The following is an 18879-nucleotide window of genomic DNA, read 5'->3' as shown; positions in this document are numbered from 1 at the left end:
ACCTTAAGAAGGATGATGGTTTACGTACACGGATTTATTATTGCAATGCCGGATGCCTGCAAGTCGATTACAAAAGCTGCATTTCGATTTACAAAATAGCCTCTCGTCTTTCAAGTAAGTTTTTTAATTTGTCCCTCAATTGCAAACCTCAATTGCAAATCAAAGAAATACAATAATAATATAATTAATATCAATATTAATTTATTGATAAACAATAAATCGTGTGTTAAAATCATTTTGTCATGAACGTTATTAAATCAGTGAGGTGTTTAAATGAATGTTAAACGAGGTTCAACCACTTTCTTAAAGGTAATCATTTTTCTGATCGGGATTGCGGTGCTTGCTTTATGTTTCTTTTGGTTACCTTTGATAGCCATTAGAGAACCAAAAGCACATCCAGGGGTCTACTCACTTTATCCCTTATTGGCATATGTGTATGGATGCTGTATTGCGTTTTCTATTGCATTGTATCAAGCATTTAAACTATTAACCTATATCGAAAGGAACAATGCTTTCTCTGATTTATCACTTAAATCTTTGAAGGTTATAAAGAAATGTGGTTTAACAACCATTTTCTTCATCCTGTTAGGGATAGTAACCTTAAAAGTAATTGCTAAAGTCACAGGAGATGATCCAGCAGGTCCTATATCATTAAGTCTAATGGGTATTTTAGCAACAAGTATCATCACCGCTATTGTGGACGTGCTTCAAAAACTATTAAAAACCCTTCTGGATACATAACCAGAATGAATAAAAAGAAAAAATGATGTGATGCTGCATTTTTTTATTTCGCGCAGGGGTTATGTATGAAAGATGATTTTATAGCTGCACAAAAATATTGTCCTAACCACTACTTTCACTAATTCTTATTTTGGAGTATACGTAAGATTAACGGAAGAAGTTCCGCTGCTTCGTTATTTTGACAGGTACGGCTTTACCGCGGCTTTTATGCGACATACTTGGAGTGGGTGCGGAGCAAGGCGGATGGCTGACTATATTTTTGAAAGTGATTGGATTGAACTATTACTATCGTTCGATTATAGGTATAATCTAAACGACGAAATATAGTTTAGTTTTTAGCTAAAATAATAAGATACGATGAAGCAGGTGCTAAAGCAGGTGCTAAAGCAGGTGCTAAAGCAGATAAGTATGGTCTGCTTATTGTACATGGAATAAAAAGAGGTGGTAGAATGGATATTTTTTTGGATAAGATCTTTAAGCCCCAGCAAGATACTGTAGATAGCCTGTGCACCATTGATTTCCCAAGAGTTACCGTTGATTGGCAGATTTCTAAGGTCTATAAAGTATTTAGTCACGCGTTAGAGTATATTTATGTGGAAAATAAAGAAGGGTTATTAGTAGGTGTATTGGACCAGGCAACGATGTTTAAAGTCCAATCTCAAAAGGATATGCAAAAAGATGTTGGTGAGCTTGCGTCTCGAGTAGCAGTGTGTTTAGTTACTGGACAGTTGGTTAAAGATGCTGTTTCCCTTTTTTTAAAAGAGAAGGTAAACGAAATTCCGGTGATCGACGAGGAGGGTAGGATGATTGGAGTATTAAAGCTCTGGTCACTACTCGATAACATGTCCAGCATATTGTGTAATTCGTACCAAGAAATTAGCGAATTCAAGAAGATAACGGCAACATTGGAGGCGGTTATAGAAAATCCATATGAGGGTATGGTTATTGTCGACGAAAATAGTCATGTGGTTATGATTAACAACTTTTATTTAGAGGCTCTTGGGATTAGTCGGGAACAAGCTTTAGGACGACATATCCATGAACTAACACCACAGTCTAAACTTCCAGACATTATACGTACAGGAAAGGCTGAATTTGGGGAGTACTGGAAAGTAGGGAACCGAGAATTTATGATTATAAGGGCTCCTATAAAAAAAGATGGGAAAATCCTTGGTGCAATTGGCAAGACCCTCTTTAAAGATATGGGTTTGGCTCGTGTCTTCGCGAAGAAACTAACTCAGTTGGAAGATGACCTGAAGTTTTATAAAGGAGAATTGCGTAGAATCCACAGTGCATCCTATACTTTTGATGATATTATTGGGGAAGGGCCAAAATTTACTGCGACTGTTCGCTTAGCACAACGGGCAGCTCGTACCACCTCAAACGTTTTGATAGTGGGGGAAAGTGGTACCGGAAAAGAGTTGTTCGCTCATGCTATCCATAATGATAGTGTGCGTTGCCATGGCCCATTCATTAGGGTTAATTGTGCAGCTATACCGGAACAGCTCTTGGAGTCCGAGTTATTTGGGTATTTTGAAGGGGCTTTCACTGGGGCGCGTAAAGGTGGGAAACCAGGTAAATTTGAACTGGCTAATCATGGCACCATCTTTTTGGATGAGATCGGAGATATGAGTTTGACAATGCAGGCCAAGCTTCTTCGTGTTATACAGGAGCGCGAAGTCGAAAGGATAGGTGGTACTCAACCCTGCAAAATCGATGTGCGCATTATTGCTGCTTCAAACAGCAAATTATACACTATGGTGCAGGAACGAACGTTTCGTGATGACCTTTTCTATCGATTGAATGTTATGGTCATAAAGTTACCATCCTTAAGAGAAAGGTCAGATGACATTGAATTACTTGCCAATTTTTTGGTGACCAAATTAAATCGTAAATTGGAGACAGATGTGGAAGGCATTTCTCGAGAGGCCATGCAAATATTACAAAGCTATGGGTGGCCTGGCAATGTGCGGGAATTGGAGAGCATTTTGGAACGAACAATGAACATAGTTGATGAACCGGTTATTTTATCTGAACATTTACCGGCTCGGCTATTGCAGACAAAAATAGATGTTAGCCGATGTATAGACGCGAACCCGAACGATGAACAAAATAAATTGGAGAAAGGTTTAAATATAGCTGAAAAGGAACTGCTGATTGACGCACTGAGGCGTGCTAATGGCAATAAAGCGCTAGCCGCTAAAAGCTTGGGAATTCACAGATCGGTAATGTATAAGAAATTAAGTAAACATGGACTTGATAGCGAGGCTTTGTCTCTGGAGTTAAAAACTGAATAAACATCGAGTCGCCAAGTAGAGACAGATGTCTCTATTTGGCGTGTATCGTCTCAAACTGGAGACATGAAAGTGCTTGTTTGGTATAGTTTGGTTTATATTCAAGTTGAACAATGACTAAATTCAATTGTCGAAATGTCAGCTGAAACTGGTACGAGTCAAGCAAATAAAATATAAAAGGATAGCAGACCCGGATTATTTCCCGGGGATTTTTATTTCTTCGGAAAAGTTAGAAAATTGGATCTATTATTGCATAGCTGTTTATTGTAAGTCGAAAGGAGGGTTTCTGAAAGTAGGTTTAAGTGAACTATGTCAAGATGGACACCTAGGAGTAAAGACTGGCAGAGGATTCTATGACTATACCAAGTAGGCATGAATGAGGAGAAAGTTAATCGAAGAACGTAGCGGAAATGAGGTCGTTCTCAAGATCTGGAGAAATCTTGGTTCAGAATAGCCAACGCTAGTGGTGAGCCAAATCCTGTGGTGAAGAAAGAATGTGGAGGGATTAACTTGGATTATGCGAGTGAATTCAAGTGGAAACTCGTATCTGCTGACGAAGCTGTCAAGGTTGTTAAATCCGGTGATGTTGTTCATTACGGTGAATTCATGATGAATTCTCATGTTTTAGATGCAGCCTTGGCTAAAAGAAAAGATGAAGTAGAAGGAGTAACTATCAGAACGGTATGCTGCCCTTTTCCGCCCCAAACTGTTCTTAATGATACCGAACGAAAACATTTTATTTTTAGTGACTGGCATTTCAGTGGGGCTAGTAGAAAGCTACATGATAGAAATTTATGCAACTATGCTTCGCTTACTTATCACGAAGCTCCCAGTTTCTTTGACCGGGGTTTTGTACCTGTTGATGTAGCAATGATCAAGGTAACTCCGCCGGATCGACATGGCTATGTAAGTCTGGGAACATCAAATTCTATTACTCACGCCCTCTGTGACGCAGCCAAAATAGTTATTGCCGAGGTAAATGAGTCCGTACCGAGATGTCTGGGGGGCTCACGAGAAACTTTACATGTATCTGAAATCGACTATTTCGTCCAGGGCGACAATCGACCTCTTATTCAACTTCCCGAGATAACTATATCTGATGTAGATAGAAAGGTTGCAAAAATTATTCTGGAACAAATCGAAGATGGTGCCTGTCTGCAGTTGGGAATCGGAGCTATGCCGAATGCAGTTGGGGCAATGATCGCCCAATCAGATTTGAAGGATTTGGGTGTTCATACTGAAATGCTGGTAGATTCATTTGTAGATATGTATGAAGCCGGAAGAATTACAGGTCTGCACAAACAGCTTGACAAAGGTAAGATGGTCTATACCTTTGCCATGGGTACCAATAAGCTCTATGATTTCTTAGACTATAATCCAATTTGTGCAAGTTACCCAGTCGACTATACGAACGATCCGGACATAATTTGCCAAAATGACAATATGATTTGCGTTAATAACGCGATAGAAGTAGATCTCTATGGGCAGGTGGCATCTGAATCATCTGGCATAAGACATATTTCTGGAACCGGTGGCCAGTTAGACTATATTTATGGATCTTATAAGTCCAAAGGTGGTAAGGGTCTGATCTGCCTTACTTCGACCTTTGTTGACAAAGAGGGTAAGTTGCAGTCACGTATCACTCCTTTCTTGACGCCTGGATCGACTGTAACAGTACCGAGAAGTATTAATTATTATGTAGTCACTGAATACGGTATAGCCATGCTTAAAGGTAAGAGTACTTGGCAAAGAGCAGAGGCCTTGATAAATATTGCCCATCCTGATTTTCGTGATGAACTCGTCAAAGAAGCGGATGCTCAAAAAATATGGGTAAGATCTAACAAGTTATCTTAACTCGACGATCACCCGAATTCCCGAAAAAGCTGAAAGGGGAAATTTAAGATGGCAATCGAACTGAACGAAATTGTAATGGTCAGCGCTTGTGGCGGAGCAGCTATGGCTTCTCTGTGGACTAGAGAAATATAATAATGGTAACGGAGGGAATATAAAAATGGCTTCTAACTTTGCAGTTAATAACATTAGAGACTTTGAATTCATTATTCAAGAATGGCTTCCGACTGAGAGAGTTTTTAACTACCCGCAGTTTGCGGACTATTATTCCAAAGATGATATTAAATCAGTTCTTGAACCCGTTCTAAAAATGTGCAAAGCAGTTATTGAGCCCACCAACGCCGAAAACGAGACTTACCCAGCTACTTTTGCAAACGGTAAGGTAACTACCCCACCTAGCTTCGGCCCTCTTTTCCACAAGTTGCAGGAAGAGGGGTGGGGTACCAGCAATATCGATGATTCCCCCGATGCCATGGTTTTACCGGAAATGCTGCATGCAGCCGCGTGGGAACTTATTTGTGCCGCTAATCCTACCTTTATGCCGTATATTCTTCTGACTAGTGGGGCAGCCGGCTTAATTCAAAGCTTTGGCGATGATAAAGTAAAAGCCATGTTTCTTCCTAAGATGATGGATGGAACATGGGCTGGAACGATGTGTCTGACTGAGCCAGGCACCGGGTCTGATGTAGGTGATATTCTTTCTAAGGCTTATCCCACCGACGATCCGCGAATTTTCAAGATTAAAGGCAATAAGATATTTATAACTGGCGGAAATAATGATTTTACCGAAAACATCATCCACCTCTACTTAGCGCGTGTCGAAGGTGCCAAGCAGGGTACCAGTGGCATCTCATTGTTTGTGGTCCCTAAGTTATGGGTCAACGAAGATGGTGGCCTTGAAGATAACGATTTTGTAAACACAGGGATAGAGCATAAGATGGGCCAGCATGGTTCTGTCACTGCCGCATTGGCCGCTGGGGAAAACGATAATTGTCGCGGTTGGTTGCTGGGTATTGATCCTCTTAAAAACGATGGCAGGGGCGAAGGGATGGCCCAAATGTTTCAAATGATGAACATGGCCCGGATGGAAACAGGCCATATGGCTCTATCCTGTATTATCAACGCCTTTGCTAATGCTCGCGATAATGCCAAAGAAAGAGTTCAGGGCCGCCTGATGACCAATCCCAAAGCCGGTCGGGTAGCCATCATCAATCATGAAGATATTAAGCGCACTCTGATGATGGGCAAAGCACACATTGAAGCTATGCGAGCCATGATGTACAGAGTTTATCTGGCGTTTGATCAGCGACATCGCGATCCGGATCCGGCAGTCAGACAAGCTGCCAACGACCTGATTGAAATATCAACCCCACTTTGCAAGGCCTATCCATCTGATGAAGGCTGGTGGCTGATTGGTGAAGCTCTTCAATCTTACGGCGGCTATGGATACTGCGAAGAGTATCCCGTATCTCAAATCGCTCGCGACATGAAGATCTACTCTATCTGGGAAGGCACTAACTTCATCCAGTCCATGGATCTGGTTGGCCGCAAAATGAACATGAAGAGCGGCTCGGTATTTGGCGCTTGGGTACAGGAAATGGTCGATTTCTATGAAATTAACAAGGGCAATGAAGCCTTAAGCAAGGAATTTGCAAACTTGGGCAAGGCTCTTGATGCTTACCAAGATATGCTCAAGGCTTTGGCTGGATATTCCAAGACGAATATGAGTATGATTCCCCTGTATTCCCGCCGTATCCTGACAGCGACTGCCCAGCTATTTTGTGGCCGGCAGATTCTTGATCAGGCAATATTGGCTGATAAAAAAGCCAAAGAAGTGGGATCTGATCACTTTGATTACAAGTTCTATACTGGTAAAGTAGCCACCGCCATATACTACCTGCGCAATGTTGTACCTAATGTATGGGCAGTTGCGGAGATAGTAATCGATGGTGATACATCAGCTATTGATGTTCCAGTTGATGTTTTCGAATACTAAAATATAATAGAGCAATCAATAATAGCCTTCGCCTAATAAGAAAAAATTTAAAAATGAGTAGAAACCGATTTCATCATAGTAGCGCAATGTGCGTGGGTGTTCTATTTCACGCCCCCAACAAGGGGGCGTTTTTTGTCCTCAACCATGAGTCGAATGAAGATACTGTTCAGTCTCCAAAACTTTCCTCTACTAATTTTGCGTTATTCGGCTTATAATAAGAACGGGTGTTCTTATTGGAGGCGAATGTATGTATGCAAAACAGAATTATTATGCATATTGATGCTAACTCAGCTTATCTCTCGTGGGAAGCTGTTTACCGTCTTCAACATGGTGATTTCCTTGATCTCCGTACCGTCCCCTCCGTGGTTGGAGGCAACGAACAGACCCGCCACGGTATTGTACTCACCAAATCCATCCCTGCTAAAGCTTTCAGCATCCAAACCGGCGAAACCTTATACACTGCCAGGATGAAATGCCCTGGCTTACTTGTCGTTCCCCCCAACTATTCCCTCTATATGCAGTGCAGCATCGCTATGGGCGATATCTTAAGGGAATACTCTCCCTTTGTAGAACAGTATTCGGTGGATGAATACTTTCTTGACTTTACGGAGAGCAAAAAGCTCTTTGGCGATCCTGTTCAGGCAGCTCACAGCATCAAGAATCGTATTCGTGATGAACTGGGATTTACGGTTAACGTTGGTGTTTCCTCAAACAAGATCCTGGCTAAAATGGGTTCTGAGCTTAAAAAGCCCGACAGAGTACATACCCTGTTCCCGGAAGAAGTCGAGCAGAAAATGTGGCCGCTGCCGGTGGAGGAGCTCTTTATGGTAGGCCGGGCTACAGCGAAAAAGCTCAGGGATCGCTGTGTTAAAACCATAGGGGATTTGGCTGGCTCTGATCCCAAGTGGTTGGAGCTCTTTCTCAAATCCCACGGCCGCTTGGTCTGGAATTATGCTAATGGCCGGGATATTTCTCTGGTTCGTGTAAATCGGCACCCCGTCATCAAAAGCATGGGCAACTCCACCACCACGGCTTTTGATCTTATTGACCGGCAGTCTGCTCACCTTTTACTCCTGTCCCTCGTGGAAACAGTTAGCGCCAGGCTCCGTGCTGCCGCTTATTGTACCAAACTTGTTTCCATCTCTTTTCGGACCCGCGAATTTTATCAATGCTCCCATCAGCGCAAGTTTTATACGGCCACGGACAGTACTAAGGCCATTCATCAGCTGGCCTGTGAGCTCTTTGATGAACTATGGGAGGGCCATCCTCTCCGGCACATGGGGGTCAGTGTATCAGAATTATGCGGGAACGATTTTATTCAAACGGCTTTCTTCCAAGAATATAATGAAAAGCAACAGCGTCTTGACCGGGCTGTCGATCTCATTCGCCAGCGTTACGGTTCGGATTCGATTTTCAGATCCTCTTTCATTCAAACCGGATTAAAGCCTATGGCCGGCGGAACGGGGGAAGAGGTAGATTACCCTGTCATGTCCAGTTTGTTGTAATACATAATTTATTCGGCAATAAGGCACTGGTTTTTTGTGGAGCTTATTCCTTCTAAACTGTGGGCAACTTCCTTCAATTTTGTAAGAGAAAAATTTCGTTTTTGGGGACTCTTTGATTCCTTATTTAAGAGAACCTGCAAATAATCCCAAAAGGCAGCGCTAGTGGGACAAACATCGCTGTTCTTTTCCCTATTTAAGATAAGCCTATGGCAGTGACAATTGAATCGAAATCAAGCAGAAACCGAATAGTGGCAAGGGCATGACCAAACCCCGTGTTATCGACGACATGGGGTTTGGTGTTTTGATGCTGAATGGAAGGTCGGCAGTGAACGCTTCAGGGGCCTTTTTTTACTTGGGATATATTCTGAGTTATAATTGGTTATAAGCGGAGGATATGATCATGGACTTATTAACCATTGTCTTCTTATTAGTACTGGGACTCCTGATATCAAATATTGTCGGTCATTATATTCCCTTTATTCCTATGGCATTGACTCAAATTGTACTGGGAATCATTGTAGCACTTGTCACAGGGAATTATACTTTTGAAATCGGTGCAGAATGGTTTTTGCTATTGTTTGTGGCCCCCCTTTTGTATAATGATGGTCGGCATTTCTCAAGGGACGAATTATGGGGGATGAGGTTTCAGATTTTCGGCAATGCATTCATCCTTGTCATACTGACCACTATACTTTGCGGCTATTTAATTAATCTGCTCATACCCGGTATTCAAATCGCCGCTGCCTTGGCGCTGGCAGCGATTCTCTCGCCGACGGACCCTGTCGCTGTCAATGGCATTGCCAAAAGGATAAGGGTACCCGAAAAGGTGATGGTTCTTGTCAGGGGAGAATCACTGATCAATGATGCTTCCGGTCTTGTGGCCTTTAACTATGCCATAGCAGCGGCTGTCACCGGGTATTTCTCCCTCAGGGAGGCGATCCTGGATTTTTCTTATACCTTCCTGATTGGCGCTGCCGCCGGGATATTCCTCGGTCTGCTGATTATCTTCGTTCGCTTCAGACTGCGCAAAAGCGGGATAAACGATCCGGTGTTCCATTCACTGCTGCAGATTCTGACTCCCTTTGGCGTCTATATCGTTACCGAGGATATTCTCCACGCTTCAGGAGTCATAGCCGTTGTAACTGCCGGAATCATCCACTCCGTTGTCAGGGAACATACGGAAACCTACATGGCCGAGGAACAGCTGCTCACTGAAAACACCTGGTCCATCCTTTTGTTTGTCTTAAACGGATTTGTCTTCTTATTATTAGGATTGAATATTCCATCGGCAATGTTTGACACCATTTCCAGTCCTGATCTGGGCAATTGGCTGGCTTTTGGCTATGTAGCGGCTATCGGACTTGCAATTCTTGCCATTCGCTTTATCTGGTCTTTTGTGAGCAAAGCAAATAATTATTATTTCCGGAAAAGAAGCGGTGCTGAAAAGCCGGAAATAAAGACCGCCCTGATCACAACCCTGGCAGGTGTGCGCGGTACGGTGACCATGGCTGGCGTCCTGACCGTGCCGGCTTTTTTAGGAAACGGAGAGATATTTCCGGAGCGTTCGCTGCTTATTTTTATTGCTGCGGGAGTAATTCTTCTGCTTTTAATTCTGGCAACCCTGTTTTTGCCCTTGCTTTGCAAAAAGGAAGCACCTGTCGGAGGAGCCGGGGAGCATGGGGATTTGACCTGGGCCAAGAATAAACTCCTGCTCTCGGCAATTAAGAAAATCAAAGCGGAAACAAATGGGGAAAATGAGTTGGCGGCTTTGCAGCTGATCAACGAATATACTGCCAGTTTTCAGAGGAATCTTTCGGGACAGAAATCTGATCAACAGTATGCGGAACACTATAATAGGAAAATCAATGAGGCACGTTTACTGGCTTTAAACCTGCAAAGAAAGTACGTCAGCAATCTTTTGGCCAATGAGGAAATAGACATATCGGTTTTCGACATGCTGAGCCAATTTCTTGATTATCGGGAAGAAGCCCTGAACAATAATTTGCATTTCGAAACAAAGTTCTTCTTGAAACGAGCCCTGCGTGATTTTGGCCGCTTGGGCGGCAAACAGCACAGGAGTGGCAGTGCCGGCTTAGACGATCTGCATTTCGTCAGGGATATCCAGATAAGTGCTATGCGCGCAGCTGTTGAGGGTTTGGCGGAATACGCCAAAACCCAGGAACAGCCGGAGTACGTTTATGCTGTGCTTCTGGACTATGAAAAAATGTTGCAGAGATTCAAGCGTACGGACCGCGATAACGACAGATTCGAAGTTCAAAAGGAAGAATTGCGGTTTAAAGTATTGGATGCTGAGCGTTCTGAAATGCGCAGAATGTATGAAGCCGGAGAAATAACCGCAGCCCAGGAGAAGGAACTGAGGAGATTTACAAACTACATTGAGAGTATCCTTTTGTATGAACATAATGAATAACACTTGGACGACGAGTATTTATTGGATTGGAGAAACACTATGCCTGATCTACAGTATTTTGATTATGGAGAAAAGGAAATCCAATGGCTGAAAGCCCGTGATCCCATACTCGGTGCCGCGATGGATGAGATTGGGCATATCAACCGTCCGGTTATCCCCGATATGTTCACGGCTTTGGTAAATGCCATTGTCGGACAACAAATATCCACAAAGGCCCAAGCGACAATCTGGAATCGAATGCTGGAAAAATGCTCATTTATTACACCGGAAAGCCTGAGGGCAATATCGGCGGAAGAATTACAATCTTGCGGAATATCTATGCGCAAAGCGTTATATATCAAAGAAATTGCTGATTCCGTGCTAAAGGGCAGCTTGAACCTGAGGCTGTTACAAACAATGTCGGATGAACAAGGGATTGGTGTCTGGACAGCGGAAATGCTGCTGATTTTTTCCCTGCAGCGCCCGGATGTCATGAGCTGGTACGACCTTGCAATCCTCCGTGGTTTACGGATGCTGTACCATCACTGTAAAATTACACCTCAGCTTTTTAATAAATACAAACGCCGTTATTCGCCTTATGCTACGGTAGCCAGCCTTTATCTGTGGGCCATAGCCGGTGGTGCCTGCCAACATCTTGTAGACTATCAGCCTAAAAAAGCAGCTCTCAAAAAAGAAACTGAACTTAATCCGCTAAACTGATTTATCTGGTTTGTAAGATTCTTGGTACAAGCCCGGGAGAAGGCTCTCTTATTTATGGTGATGGAATAAATTTTAATTGATTTAAACTGAAAATGGTATAAAATAACTAAAAGCACTTTTACAATAAGCTATTACAAGGGGGAGGACACTTTATGGAAGAGTTTAGTTCTAAAACGGAAAAAAATTTATGGGAAGCTTTTCTAGGAGAATCTCAAGCTCGTAATAAGTATACCTACTTTGCATCCATAGCCAAGAAAGAAGGGTATGAGCAAATCAGTTCATTTTTTTTGGAAACGGCAGAAAATGAGAAGGAACATGCTAAACTTTGGTTCAGAGAACTTGGCGGTCTTTCAAATACTATTGAAAATATGAAAGCGGCGGTAGCCGGAGAAAACAGCGAATGGACGGATATGTATCCGAGAATGGCTGCTGAAGCCCGGGAAGAAGGATTAGAGCATATTGCCAAGCTATTTGAAAGTGTGGCAAAAATAGAAAAAGAACATGAGGAACGTTATAAGCAGCTTTTAGAGAACCTGGAAGAGGGCAAAGTCTTTAAAAAAGATGGCAAGGTTTATTGGAAATGCAGAAACTGCGGTCATATTCACGAGGGAAGAGAAGCGCCTGAGATATGTCCGGTCTGTGAACATCTCAGAGCATACTTTGAAGTTCGAGGAGAAAACTATTAGGATGTTTCTTGACAAAAATAGCAGCAACTAAAATTCCTTTAAACCTGCGACGGCGGAAGTAATATAAAATAACAAACGAATAATATAAAACATAAAATAAATCATAAACAGTCTATGAAAAGAGGGGGTCCTTATGAAATGGGTCGTTCTCCTCATATTCGCTTCGGCTGTTATAGTATGGTTTATAGAACTGGCAAAAAATGAGTGACGCCCCTACAAGGGCGTTTTTTTTATACAGTCAGAAAGTATAAACTTGCGTTATATACTGCAAGAAGATTTAATACGTGCGAAGACAGTGTCTTCGTCCAAGCATAAGTGCAACTAAGCTACCGCCTGCGCCGGAGGCTTGGCGCTAGCCAAGTTTTCTAATGCATTGATCCGCGGTGTCAGTTTTCACAAGGTCTGAAACGGCAAAAGAGCTTTTCCCACGTTTTCGTTGAAACAAAGGGAATCTAACCTTGTTTATTAACTTTTGAATAGAAGTGGTCTTAGCTTGATGATGTAGCGCTTTCCGACAAAACACGGACAATCTCTTTAATTTCGTCGTTATCATCCGCGGGCGGATATTCTTAATCTTATCCATCATGACTATCAAAGTGGCTGAAGGACGAAATTATGTTATTAAAAAAGTTGAGGTAAGTATTAAACCTACCTCAACTTGTGTCAGATAATAAGTTACACATATAAGCTGGAATCGATTATTTGCTGGCCAAATCGGCAGGCTGAGGAGATGATGATTCAAAGGACTGCTCTAATTTATCCGGTTTGGTGTTCATTCTGGATAACTGCAGTACAGCCAGCCAGACAATGGTAAAGCCAATCCATTGCCCAAGGTCAATGGTCTGGTGTAAGATCAGCCAGTTAAGAAGCAAGCCTGTTGCCGGGAAGGCAAGTTCAGCAATGGTGGCATGAGAAGCTTTCACTCCATCTAACCCATGGTAGTAAAGCAATAGACTTATAAGGCTTGGCACGAGGGTTTGAAATAGGAGGTTAGACCAAACGGGTGTCAAACTAAGGGCTTTACCCATGCTCTGCCAGTCTGGGTGCTGTGCCAAGACCATAACTGTCAACAGAGGCAGGGCTACGGCGAAGCGAAGAGCAGTTAGAGTAGTAAAGGATACTTTGCCGGCCAGGTGTTTGCCCATAACGGTGGATCCTCCCCAAAGTGCAGCAGCTCCGATGGCAAACAGTGATCCAATGAGCTGCGAAGTATTCTCGGCAGCTGAAGGAATGTGCAGTCCGAAGGTAAGCAAGTAGGCTCCGATGAGTGCAGCAATGAATAATTTCCAGTAGTTTTTCTGCAAACGCTCTTTTAAAATTAGTGTGGCGAGGAGTACAGCAAAAAGGGGCTGGATTTTTTGTAAGATGAGCACAACGTTAGGATTGCCGTAAGTAAATCCGGCTGTAAATAAGACTGAGGCTAAGGCTGATCCTCCCCAGCCTATGAAGAGGACTGCCAACCAGTCATTAAGTTTAAGTTGCTTGAGTTCATGGCGTTTCCGGAGAAGCACCGGGAAAGCGAAGAAAAATAGTAAGACGTGTTCCAGCCAGACAATCTGTGAGGATGTCAGATTGTGCAGCAGTGAAACGATAAAGACACCATCAAGTCCCCACAAAGCTGCTCCAAGGGCGATCCACCAAATACCCAATGAAGATGACTGTTTGTTTTGAGTCAAGTTCGAACCCTCCATATCCTAATACTGTATTTGAATTGAACCTTCTCATGTTAAAAGAAAGAATTATTAACATGAAAAATACCTCGTAAATAATTTCTATTACGAGGCGTCTAAGAGGAACCAGGGAAGCAGTTTGCAAAACCCTGGTTTTTACCTTCTCTCGTCCGGACTATACCGTCGGCCTTGGAATTTCACCAAGTCAGTCGATCCAGCATTAATAGCTGCACCGAGTCGCGGGCTGAATTGCACGGGCAATCATCACCGCCGGTAAGGAATTTCACCTTGCCCCGAAGGTTCATATTCAGTTAAGAAAAGTATAACAGAATTTTGTGTTTCTGGGTACTTTGATTTTTCTATGGAAAGGGACAATGCCAAAACCCTGGTGATCTCCGATACAGGGATCGGTCTCTATTGCCAGAAGCCGTCTTTTGTCGTAAAACATAAGTTGATGAAAGCTAATTAAATCATTTCTAGCCTGTTCGTGTAAAGAAATATAATCCCAATACGATGAGAAGGCCGCCGCTAAGTAATGTAATATAGTGGCTCCATCTTTGTAAGCGCGGTAAACTCTTTAGCACAGCGGTAAAGGTTCCGGCGATAATCAAGGGTAACCCATGCCCAAGTCCATAAATAAAGAGCAGCAATCCTCCATACCAAAGAACACCCTGACCGGCTACATAAGTCATCAAAACCGCTAATACAGGAGTGGCACAAGGTGAAGCAACTAACCCAAACAATAAGCCCACTCCAAAAGATCCCAGAACTCCGCCCTTTTTCTCGGGCATAGCCTGTAAACCCGGCAAATTGATATTAACAACGCCAATTAGCTGTAGCCCCATGATAATGGCGAAAAGAGCAATGATATAAAGCCAGGCGGAGCCTATCTGGCCAAAGACTTTACCTAAAAGTGAGGCTGCTATGCCCAACAAAGCAAAGGTTGCGGCAAGGCCCAGGACAAAGGACGTTGAGGTGATAAAACCTTTGGTCTTAGAGGGCTTTTCCAAGCCGCCGATATACCCTAACATGACGGGTAACATGGATAATATGCAGGGGCTTAGGCTGGTCATTAATCCCCCTAAGAAAACGAAAAGTAAAATGGTTACACCGCCATTAGACAAAACCCGGGGCAGAGTATCGTTAAAGAAGGATTCGTACCAAGCAGAGTTTGGATTGCCGGAATTGAGGGCATTATCCAAGACGCTTTTGCTTTGAGGGCCAGAAGCGCTGTAAGTGATTTGGCCTTGCTGATCCAGCACAAAAAAAGCGGGGATATAGTAGATGTCAAATTGTCGGGCAAGAGCCTGCCCTTGAGGATCATCGATATCAACGACAATAAAGTTAACCTTATCTCGGTATTCTTTCTCTAGAGCCAGCACCACGGGCTCCATGCTCCTACAGCTGGGTCACCAGTCGGCATAGAATTCTAAAAAAGTCAGTTTCCCAGATTTTTGAGCGTCTTGGAAAGCAACCATTGGTTGATTGGTTGGGTGGAACTCCGAAGGGCTTGAGTATCTGGGAATTATTAATGCCATTATGGACAAAATGGCAACCGTTAGTACGATTAGGACCTTGGTTTTTGTCTTCATAATCCACACCCTTAGCATTTTATCAAGGCTGCAGCCCTTTAAATTGAGATTAACTCCTATTATGACAGAAGCACCGATTGCGGTCAAAGCAAGGAAAGGGTGAATCCAAGCTCAAAAACAATTGGAACTATAGTAGTTGCCCCATAACCACACTGAATTGACGGGGATAGGAATCGAATTCCCAAGCCGAAGACTTGGGAATTCGATTCTTTATCTTATCTAAATCATTTCTATTTTACTTTTAACGGTATTCCGTTAATCATTTGCAGGACACACTGGTATCCTGTATATACTTAAATAAATTAATGGGCGGGGCAAAAGGAGATTCAGCATGGGAAAAATATCTCTGGATGAGAGGCTGAAAAGAGAAAAGGAAAAACTGCACAGGCTTGTTGAGGAAGCCATAAATAATGGAATTCCGATTATACAGGATGAAGCCGTTATGAGACAGAACCGCAAAGTTGATGCCTTGGTGGTCAGACTGCAAAAAGAACTGGGGCATCACATGAGAAAGGAATAAGACATCGAGATAAATAGCTTAGCTATAGGAAACCATACTTGCCCGCTGTGAAGGTGGTCAGAAACGGGAAGAAGTTATTTGGATCAATCCGGTTGCAGCGAGGTCGATAGGGACAACGTTGTTCTGGATTTTTCAGTTAATATCAAGAAGTCGTTTAAGAAGCGACGAAAATTCAGCAGTATCGACGTTAATCTCAAGAATTGTTTCGTCCTTGGGATCATCGGGATACATCACAAAGGTGAGTTTACCGGGTTCCGATTCAAAGATTTCTAGCACATTTTTATCATCAAGGATTTCAATCTTAAGCTTACCGGACATATAAACAACCCCTTTGTGATGATAAACGAAGATTAACGCAACTCAATATTTTCGCGGGTTGACCAACCCATGATGTCATAAACAATTCAGTAACCAATAGCAGCTTCTAGTAGGTTGAAGAGACCCCAGATACTAGCTGCGGTTGCTATCCATCCATTGATAAATCCCATGGCAGCCAAACCGAATAAAACCAAGCTAATAACAACACGTATTCCTCTGTCTAAAGCGCTTAGATTTCTCTGAAAGTTAAGTTCCACAATACGTCCCTCACATTAAATTAAAGTTATGTTAATCTTTCCCCCAAAAACTTAAAGGTATTCCTTGAGACTGATAGGCGAAATGGCAGAAAATGAAAATGTCATTCTTCCCTTGGTATAACGATTTCTTATCCGTGGGAGCCCCGAACTTGACGCTGTGGTCATTAAGGTCCGAGAGGTTGAGCGCAAAAACCACTACATAGGCACTAAGGGTGGTTCCACAGATAGGTAGTGCAGCAGGTTGATTTAGAAAAAAATCTTTATAGTGAAGAGGACTGCCGGCAGCTATGACGCTGTCGGCAGTTTCCTTTTCCCTTTGAACAGTTAAGCCTGGGGAGGGTCATAAAGATCATTCGTTGTCGTATCGACGACCTTTATATCCCTTATTCCCGTCAGGGCACCACTGGGTGTTATGAATATATAGCTGGCGATAAGGGAATTCATAGCAGGGCTGATCAAGTATGGGGATGGCTGGATGTTGAGGAAAAGACCATGGAGAATAAGAAGCTAGCGGAAAATTCGAATTTAAAGAGCTAGCAAAGGGTGAATAATGAGCTGGCGGCTGCGCAGATCAAGCTGCTCACGTTTAAAATCGCTTTTTGCTTCGAGAGCTTGGAGAAGGCATTCAAGGAACTGAGTTATGAGATGGATTTGCTGGCAAAGGTTGATGACAAGGTGCATGGGGAGTATGCTAAAAAGCTGAATGGTTTTTTGATTAAGACGATGGAGGAGAGGATGGGGAAGTAGAGAGGGAGGAGTTGTTAATTATTTTTGTTGTTAGGATTATGAAAAAGCATTATTTGAGCTAATTTACGGCTTAGCCAGAACCTTCTCTAAGATAGCTTCAATGTGTTCCTGAGTACTGGGTTTGCTTACGATACGTAAAGGTTTGACCTGCATGAATTGATCGTGATCCTCTGCGGATGTCACAAATACTATACTGCAGGCTGAGGTGGACTTAGATTGCCGTATTTGTCTGGCGGTTTCAAGACCGCTCAGCTTTTTCATACTGTTATCAAGAAAGAGGAGGTCAAAAACCAATCCCTGCTTTTCGATTTCTGCGAGAAGCTCCTCGCCGCTGCTGAATTCGTAAATATTAAATAGAACATCCTTTTCTTCTTCATATAGATGAATTAATGCCTCCAATAAGTAACGGGACAACGGCCTGTCATCGCAAATGCCGATGGTAAACAAAACATCTCCTCCAACATCAGGCGTTTTGACTAATTTTAGGACAAATAGTCCAATATGTCAATAGGACTAAGCGTCCTAAGATATACTTGCTTTGGTGATGATAATGCGCTTAAAAATACGTGATGTTCGAGAAGATCATGATCTAACCCAGCAGCAAGTTGCACAATACCTGATGTGTGATCAATCTTTGTACTCTAAATATGAGCGAGGAGAGCGTGATGTTCCGCTGAATATCATGATTAAACTCGCCCAGTTTTATAAAACCAGCATTGACTATTTGGTCGGGCTGACAGAGAATAAGAAGCCTTATCGCTGAGTGAGAGCTGAAGTTCGGGAAATCGATGCTGTGCGACTAATCTACAGAGTAATTTTATTTAATTTTCAAAAAGGCTGATGATTTTCCTGGCTTTAAACTAAGATATGTTATACTTTGAAAGCAATATTTTACGGGGGCGTTTTTAGATTCGCTCGGGGAAATGGTGACAAAAGTTGCACGTCGATATTCCACCTGGTCTCGCTAAATGGTGGACAAAAATAGTTAACAAAAATAATTACGCTCTAGTAGCCTAAGTGCCGCTAGCATCCTGCCTTCAAGACCTATGATGAGGGTCAGGGTGTCAAATTAGTAGGACGCTCTAATGTCAATGCTCGTAGATATAGCTAAGATCATCAAAGCTAGCCTGATATGAATCCTTGCCTTTAGGAGTCAAGAAAGGCGAACTTAATTTAAATGCTACACGCGTAGACGCTTTTTGTGGTAGTTCTTCCATACAAGGGTGCAATTCCCCTCGCCCCCACTAAATAAGTACTCAATCTTTGATACAATTGATGAACATACGAAGTCCAGCAATGCAGGCTTTTCGGCTTTACTGGGTGAATTAAGCATTGTTCAAAAGACGGTGCTTTTTGTGTTTTTGGACCCCAATAATTAAAAGATGCACCCCCCTGAAGGGTGAAACCTACCTTTCATTAAAAAGTATAGGCATCGTTAAAAGGTTTGAGGAATCGTTGTAAAGTTTAATGCATTCAATAAAAGTGTAAGATGAAATAGTTAAGCATTGAAATTGTTGGAGAAGTAACCCATTAAGTATAAAAGATGAGGAATAATCAGATTTTATGATATGG

15 protein-coding genes, 1 other RNA gene, 2 pseudogenes and 1 riboswitch are annotated in these 18879 nt (G+C 42.7%); of the genes and pseudogenes, 12 read left to right on the top strand and 6 right to left on the bottom strand.

Annotated features, from left to right (window positions below; translation table 11 throughout):
* The first annotated feature begins 273 nt into the window (after positions 1-273).
* The 8 genes from BLS16_RS05560 to rbr all read left to right on the top strand — a co-directional run bounded on the left by BLS16_RS05560 (position 274) and on the right by rbr (position 12203).
* On the top strand, positions 274-741 hold the full coding sequence (locus tag BLS16_RS05560; RefSeq protein ID WP_092330938.1) for a DUF2975 domain-containing protein: 468 nt from the start codon (positions 274-276) through the stop codon (positions 739-741).
* Between the two features lie 449 nt (positions 742-1190).
* Positions 1191-3038: a sigma-54-dependent Fis family transcriptional regulator gene (locus BLS16_RS05555; protein ID WP_092330935.1), complete on the top strand. Its 1848-nt coding sequence runs from the start codon at positions 1191-1193 to the stop codon at positions 3036-3038.
* A 507-nt stretch (positions 3039-3545) separates the two neighbouring features.
* Positions 3546-4889 (top strand): acetyl-CoA hydrolase/transferase family protein, encoded by a 1344-nt coding sequence (locus tag BLS16_RS05550; RefSeq protein WP_092330933.1) that lies wholly within the window; start codon positions 3546-3548, stop codon positions 4887-4889.
* Between the two features lie 157 nt (positions 4890-5046).
* A complete protein-coding gene (locus tag BLS16_RS05545; RefSeq protein ID WP_092330930.1) occupies positions 5047-6882 on the top strand; it encodes an acyl-CoA dehydrogenase family protein in 1836 nt (611 codons plus the stop codon).
* Positions 6883-7133: 251 nt separating this feature from the next.
* Entirely contained in the window at positions 7134-8387 is a 1254-nt protein-coding gene (locus tag BLS16_RS05540) for a DNA polymerase Y family protein (RefSeq protein ID WP_092330928.1), read from the top strand.
* 400 nt (positions 8388-8787) lie between these two features.
* Positions 8788-10818, top strand: a complete 2031-nt coding sequence (locus tag BLS16_RS05535) for a Na+/H+ antiporter (protein WP_092330926.1) — start codon at positions 8788-8790, stop codon at positions 10816-10818.
* Positions 10819-10821: 3 nt separating this feature from the next.
* The gene (locus BLS16_RS05530) at positions 10822-11517 is read left to right on the top strand and encodes a DNA-3-methyladenine glycosylase family protein (RefSeq protein ID WP_427846366.1); all 696 of its coding nucleotides are present in this window, start codon (positions 10822-10824) and stop codon (positions 11515-11517) included.
* Positions 11518-11669: 152 nt separating this feature from the next.
* Positions 11670-12203, top strand: a complete 534-nt coding sequence (gene rbr, locus BLS16_RS05525) for a rubrerythrin (RefSeq protein WP_092330920.1) — start codon at positions 11670-11672, stop codon at positions 12201-12203.
* A gap of 698 nt (positions 12204-12901) precedes the next feature.
* Here the strand turns inward: rbr and BLS16_RS05520 are convergent.
* Together BLS16_RS05520 and BLS16_RS05515 are read right to left on the bottom strand one after the other, a co-directional pair.
* The gene (locus tag BLS16_RS05520; RefSeq protein ID WP_092330918.1) at positions 12902-13879 is read right to left on the bottom strand and encodes a DMT family transporter; all 978 of its coding nucleotides are present in this window, start codon (positions 13877-13879) and stop codon (positions 12902-12904) included.
* A gap of 148 nt (positions 13880-14027) precedes the next feature.
* Positions 14028-14178, bottom strand: a riboswitch (FMN riboswitch).
* 171 nt (positions 14179-14349) lie between these two features.
* A complete protein-coding gene (locus BLS16_RS05515; protein WP_242876209.1) occupies positions 14350-15465 on the bottom strand; it encodes a cytochrome c biogenesis protein in 1116 nt (371 codons plus the stop codon).
* Positions 15466-15796: 331 nt separating this feature from the next.
* On the opposite strand from BLS16_RS05515, the gene BLS16_RS05505 reads away from it, so the two are divergent.
* The gene (locus BLS16_RS05505) at positions 15797-15985 is read left to right on the top strand and encodes a hypothetical protein (protein ID WP_092330910.1); all 189 of its coding nucleotides are present in this window, start codon (positions 15797-15799) and stop codon (positions 15983-15985) included.
* Between the two features lie 132 nt (positions 15986-16117).
* On the opposite strand, the gene BLS16_RS05500 is transcribed toward BLS16_RS05505, so the two are convergent.
* The 3 genes and pseudogenes from BLS16_RS05500 to BLS16_RS05495 all read right to left on the bottom strand — a co-directional run.
* Complete coding sequence (locus BLS16_RS05500) at positions 16118-16303, bottom strand: hypothetical protein (protein WP_092330907.1); 186 nt, start codon at positions 16301-16303, stop codon at positions 16118-16120.
* Between the two features lie 86 nt (positions 16304-16389).
* Positions 16390-16560: a YgaP-like transmembrane domain gene (locus BLS16_RS23120; RefSeq protein WP_143015507.1), complete on the bottom strand. Its 171-nt coding sequence runs from the start codon at positions 16558-16560 to the stop codon at positions 16390-16392.
* 324 nt (positions 16561-16884) lie between these two features.
* Positions 16885-17004, bottom strand: a pseudogene (locus tag BLS16_RS05495) (DUF2922 domain-containing protein); the annotation flags it as partial.
* A 30-nt stretch (positions 17005-17034) separates the two neighbouring features.
* Here BLS16_RS05495 and BLS16_RS05490 point away from each other — a divergent pair.
* A pseudogene (locus tag BLS16_RS05490) lies at positions 17035-17307 on the top strand (DUF3102 domain-containing protein); the annotation flags it as partial.
* Between the two features lie 63 nt (positions 17308-17370).
* Here the strand turns inward: BLS16_RS05490 and BLS16_RS05485 are convergent.
* Positions 17371-17754, bottom strand: coding sequence for a LytR/AlgR family response regulator transcription factor (locus BLS16_RS05485; RefSeq protein ID WP_092330902.1), 384 nt, complete (start codon positions 17752-17754; stop codon positions 17371-17373).
* Between the two features lie 103 nt (positions 17755-17857).
* Between BLS16_RS05485 and BLS16_RS05480 the strand changes: the two genes are divergently transcribed.
* Both BLS16_RS05480 and ssrA read left to right on the top strand, forming a co-directional pair.
* Positions 17858-18070: a helix-turn-helix domain-containing protein gene (locus tag BLS16_RS05480; protein WP_176786079.1), complete on the top strand. Its 213-nt coding sequence runs from the start codon at positions 17858-17860 to the stop codon at positions 18068-18070.
* Positions 18071-18202: 132 nt separating this feature from the next.
* Positions 18203-18554, top strand: a transfer-messenger RNA (tmRNA) gene (ssrA, locus tag BLS16_RS05475).
* The last annotated feature ends 325 nt before the right edge of the window (positions 18555-18879 follow it).

Origin of the sequence: Desulfosporosinus hippei DSM 8344 (assembly GCF_900100785.1) — a bacterium.
Classification (GTDB): Bacteria; Bacillota; Desulfitobacteriia; order Desulfitobacteriales; family Desulfitobacteriaceae; genus Desulfosporosinus; species Desulfosporosinus hippei.
The sequence above is the reverse complement of the archived record's forward strand: the minus strand, read 5'-3'. Positions and strand labels throughout refer to the sequence as shown.

Bases quoted from the DNA above. Each gene is read 5' to 3' on its own strand.
- BLS16_RS05560 (WP_092330938.1), top strand. From the start codon at position 274: ATGAATGTTAAACGAGGTTCAACCACTTTCTTAAAGGTAATCATTTTT.
- BLS16_RS05555 (WP_092330935.1), top strand. From the start codon at position 1,191: ATGGATATTTTTTTGGATAAGATCTTTAAGCCCCAGCAAGATACTGTA.
- BLS16_RS05545 (WP_092330930.1), top strand. From the start codon at position 5,047: ATGGCTTCTAACTTTGCAGTTAATAACATTAGAGACTTTGAATTCATT.
- BLS16_RS05540 (WP_092330928.1), top strand. From the start codon at position 7,134: ATGCAAAACAGAATTATTATGCATATTGATGCTAACTCAGCTTATCTC.
- BLS16_RS05535 (WP_092330926.1), top strand. From the start codon at position 8,788: ATGGACTTATTAACCATTGTCTTCTTATTAGTACTGGGACTCCTGATA.
- rbr (WP_092330920.1), top strand. From the start codon at position 11,670: ATGGAAGAGTTTAGTTCTAAAACGGAAAAAAATTTATGGGAAGCTTTT.
- BLS16_RS05505 (WP_092330910.1), top strand. From the start codon at position 15,797: ATGGGAAAAATATCTCTGGATGAGAGGCTGAAAAGAGAAAAGGAAAAA.
- BLS16_RS05500 (WP_092330907.1), bottom strand. From the start codon at position 16,303: ATGTCCGGTAAGCTTAAGATTGAAATCCTTGATGATAAAAATGTGCTA.
- BLS16_RS05480 (WP_176786079.1), top strand. From the start codon at position 17,858: ATGCGCTTAAAAATACGTGATGTTCGAGAAGATCATGATCTAACCCAG.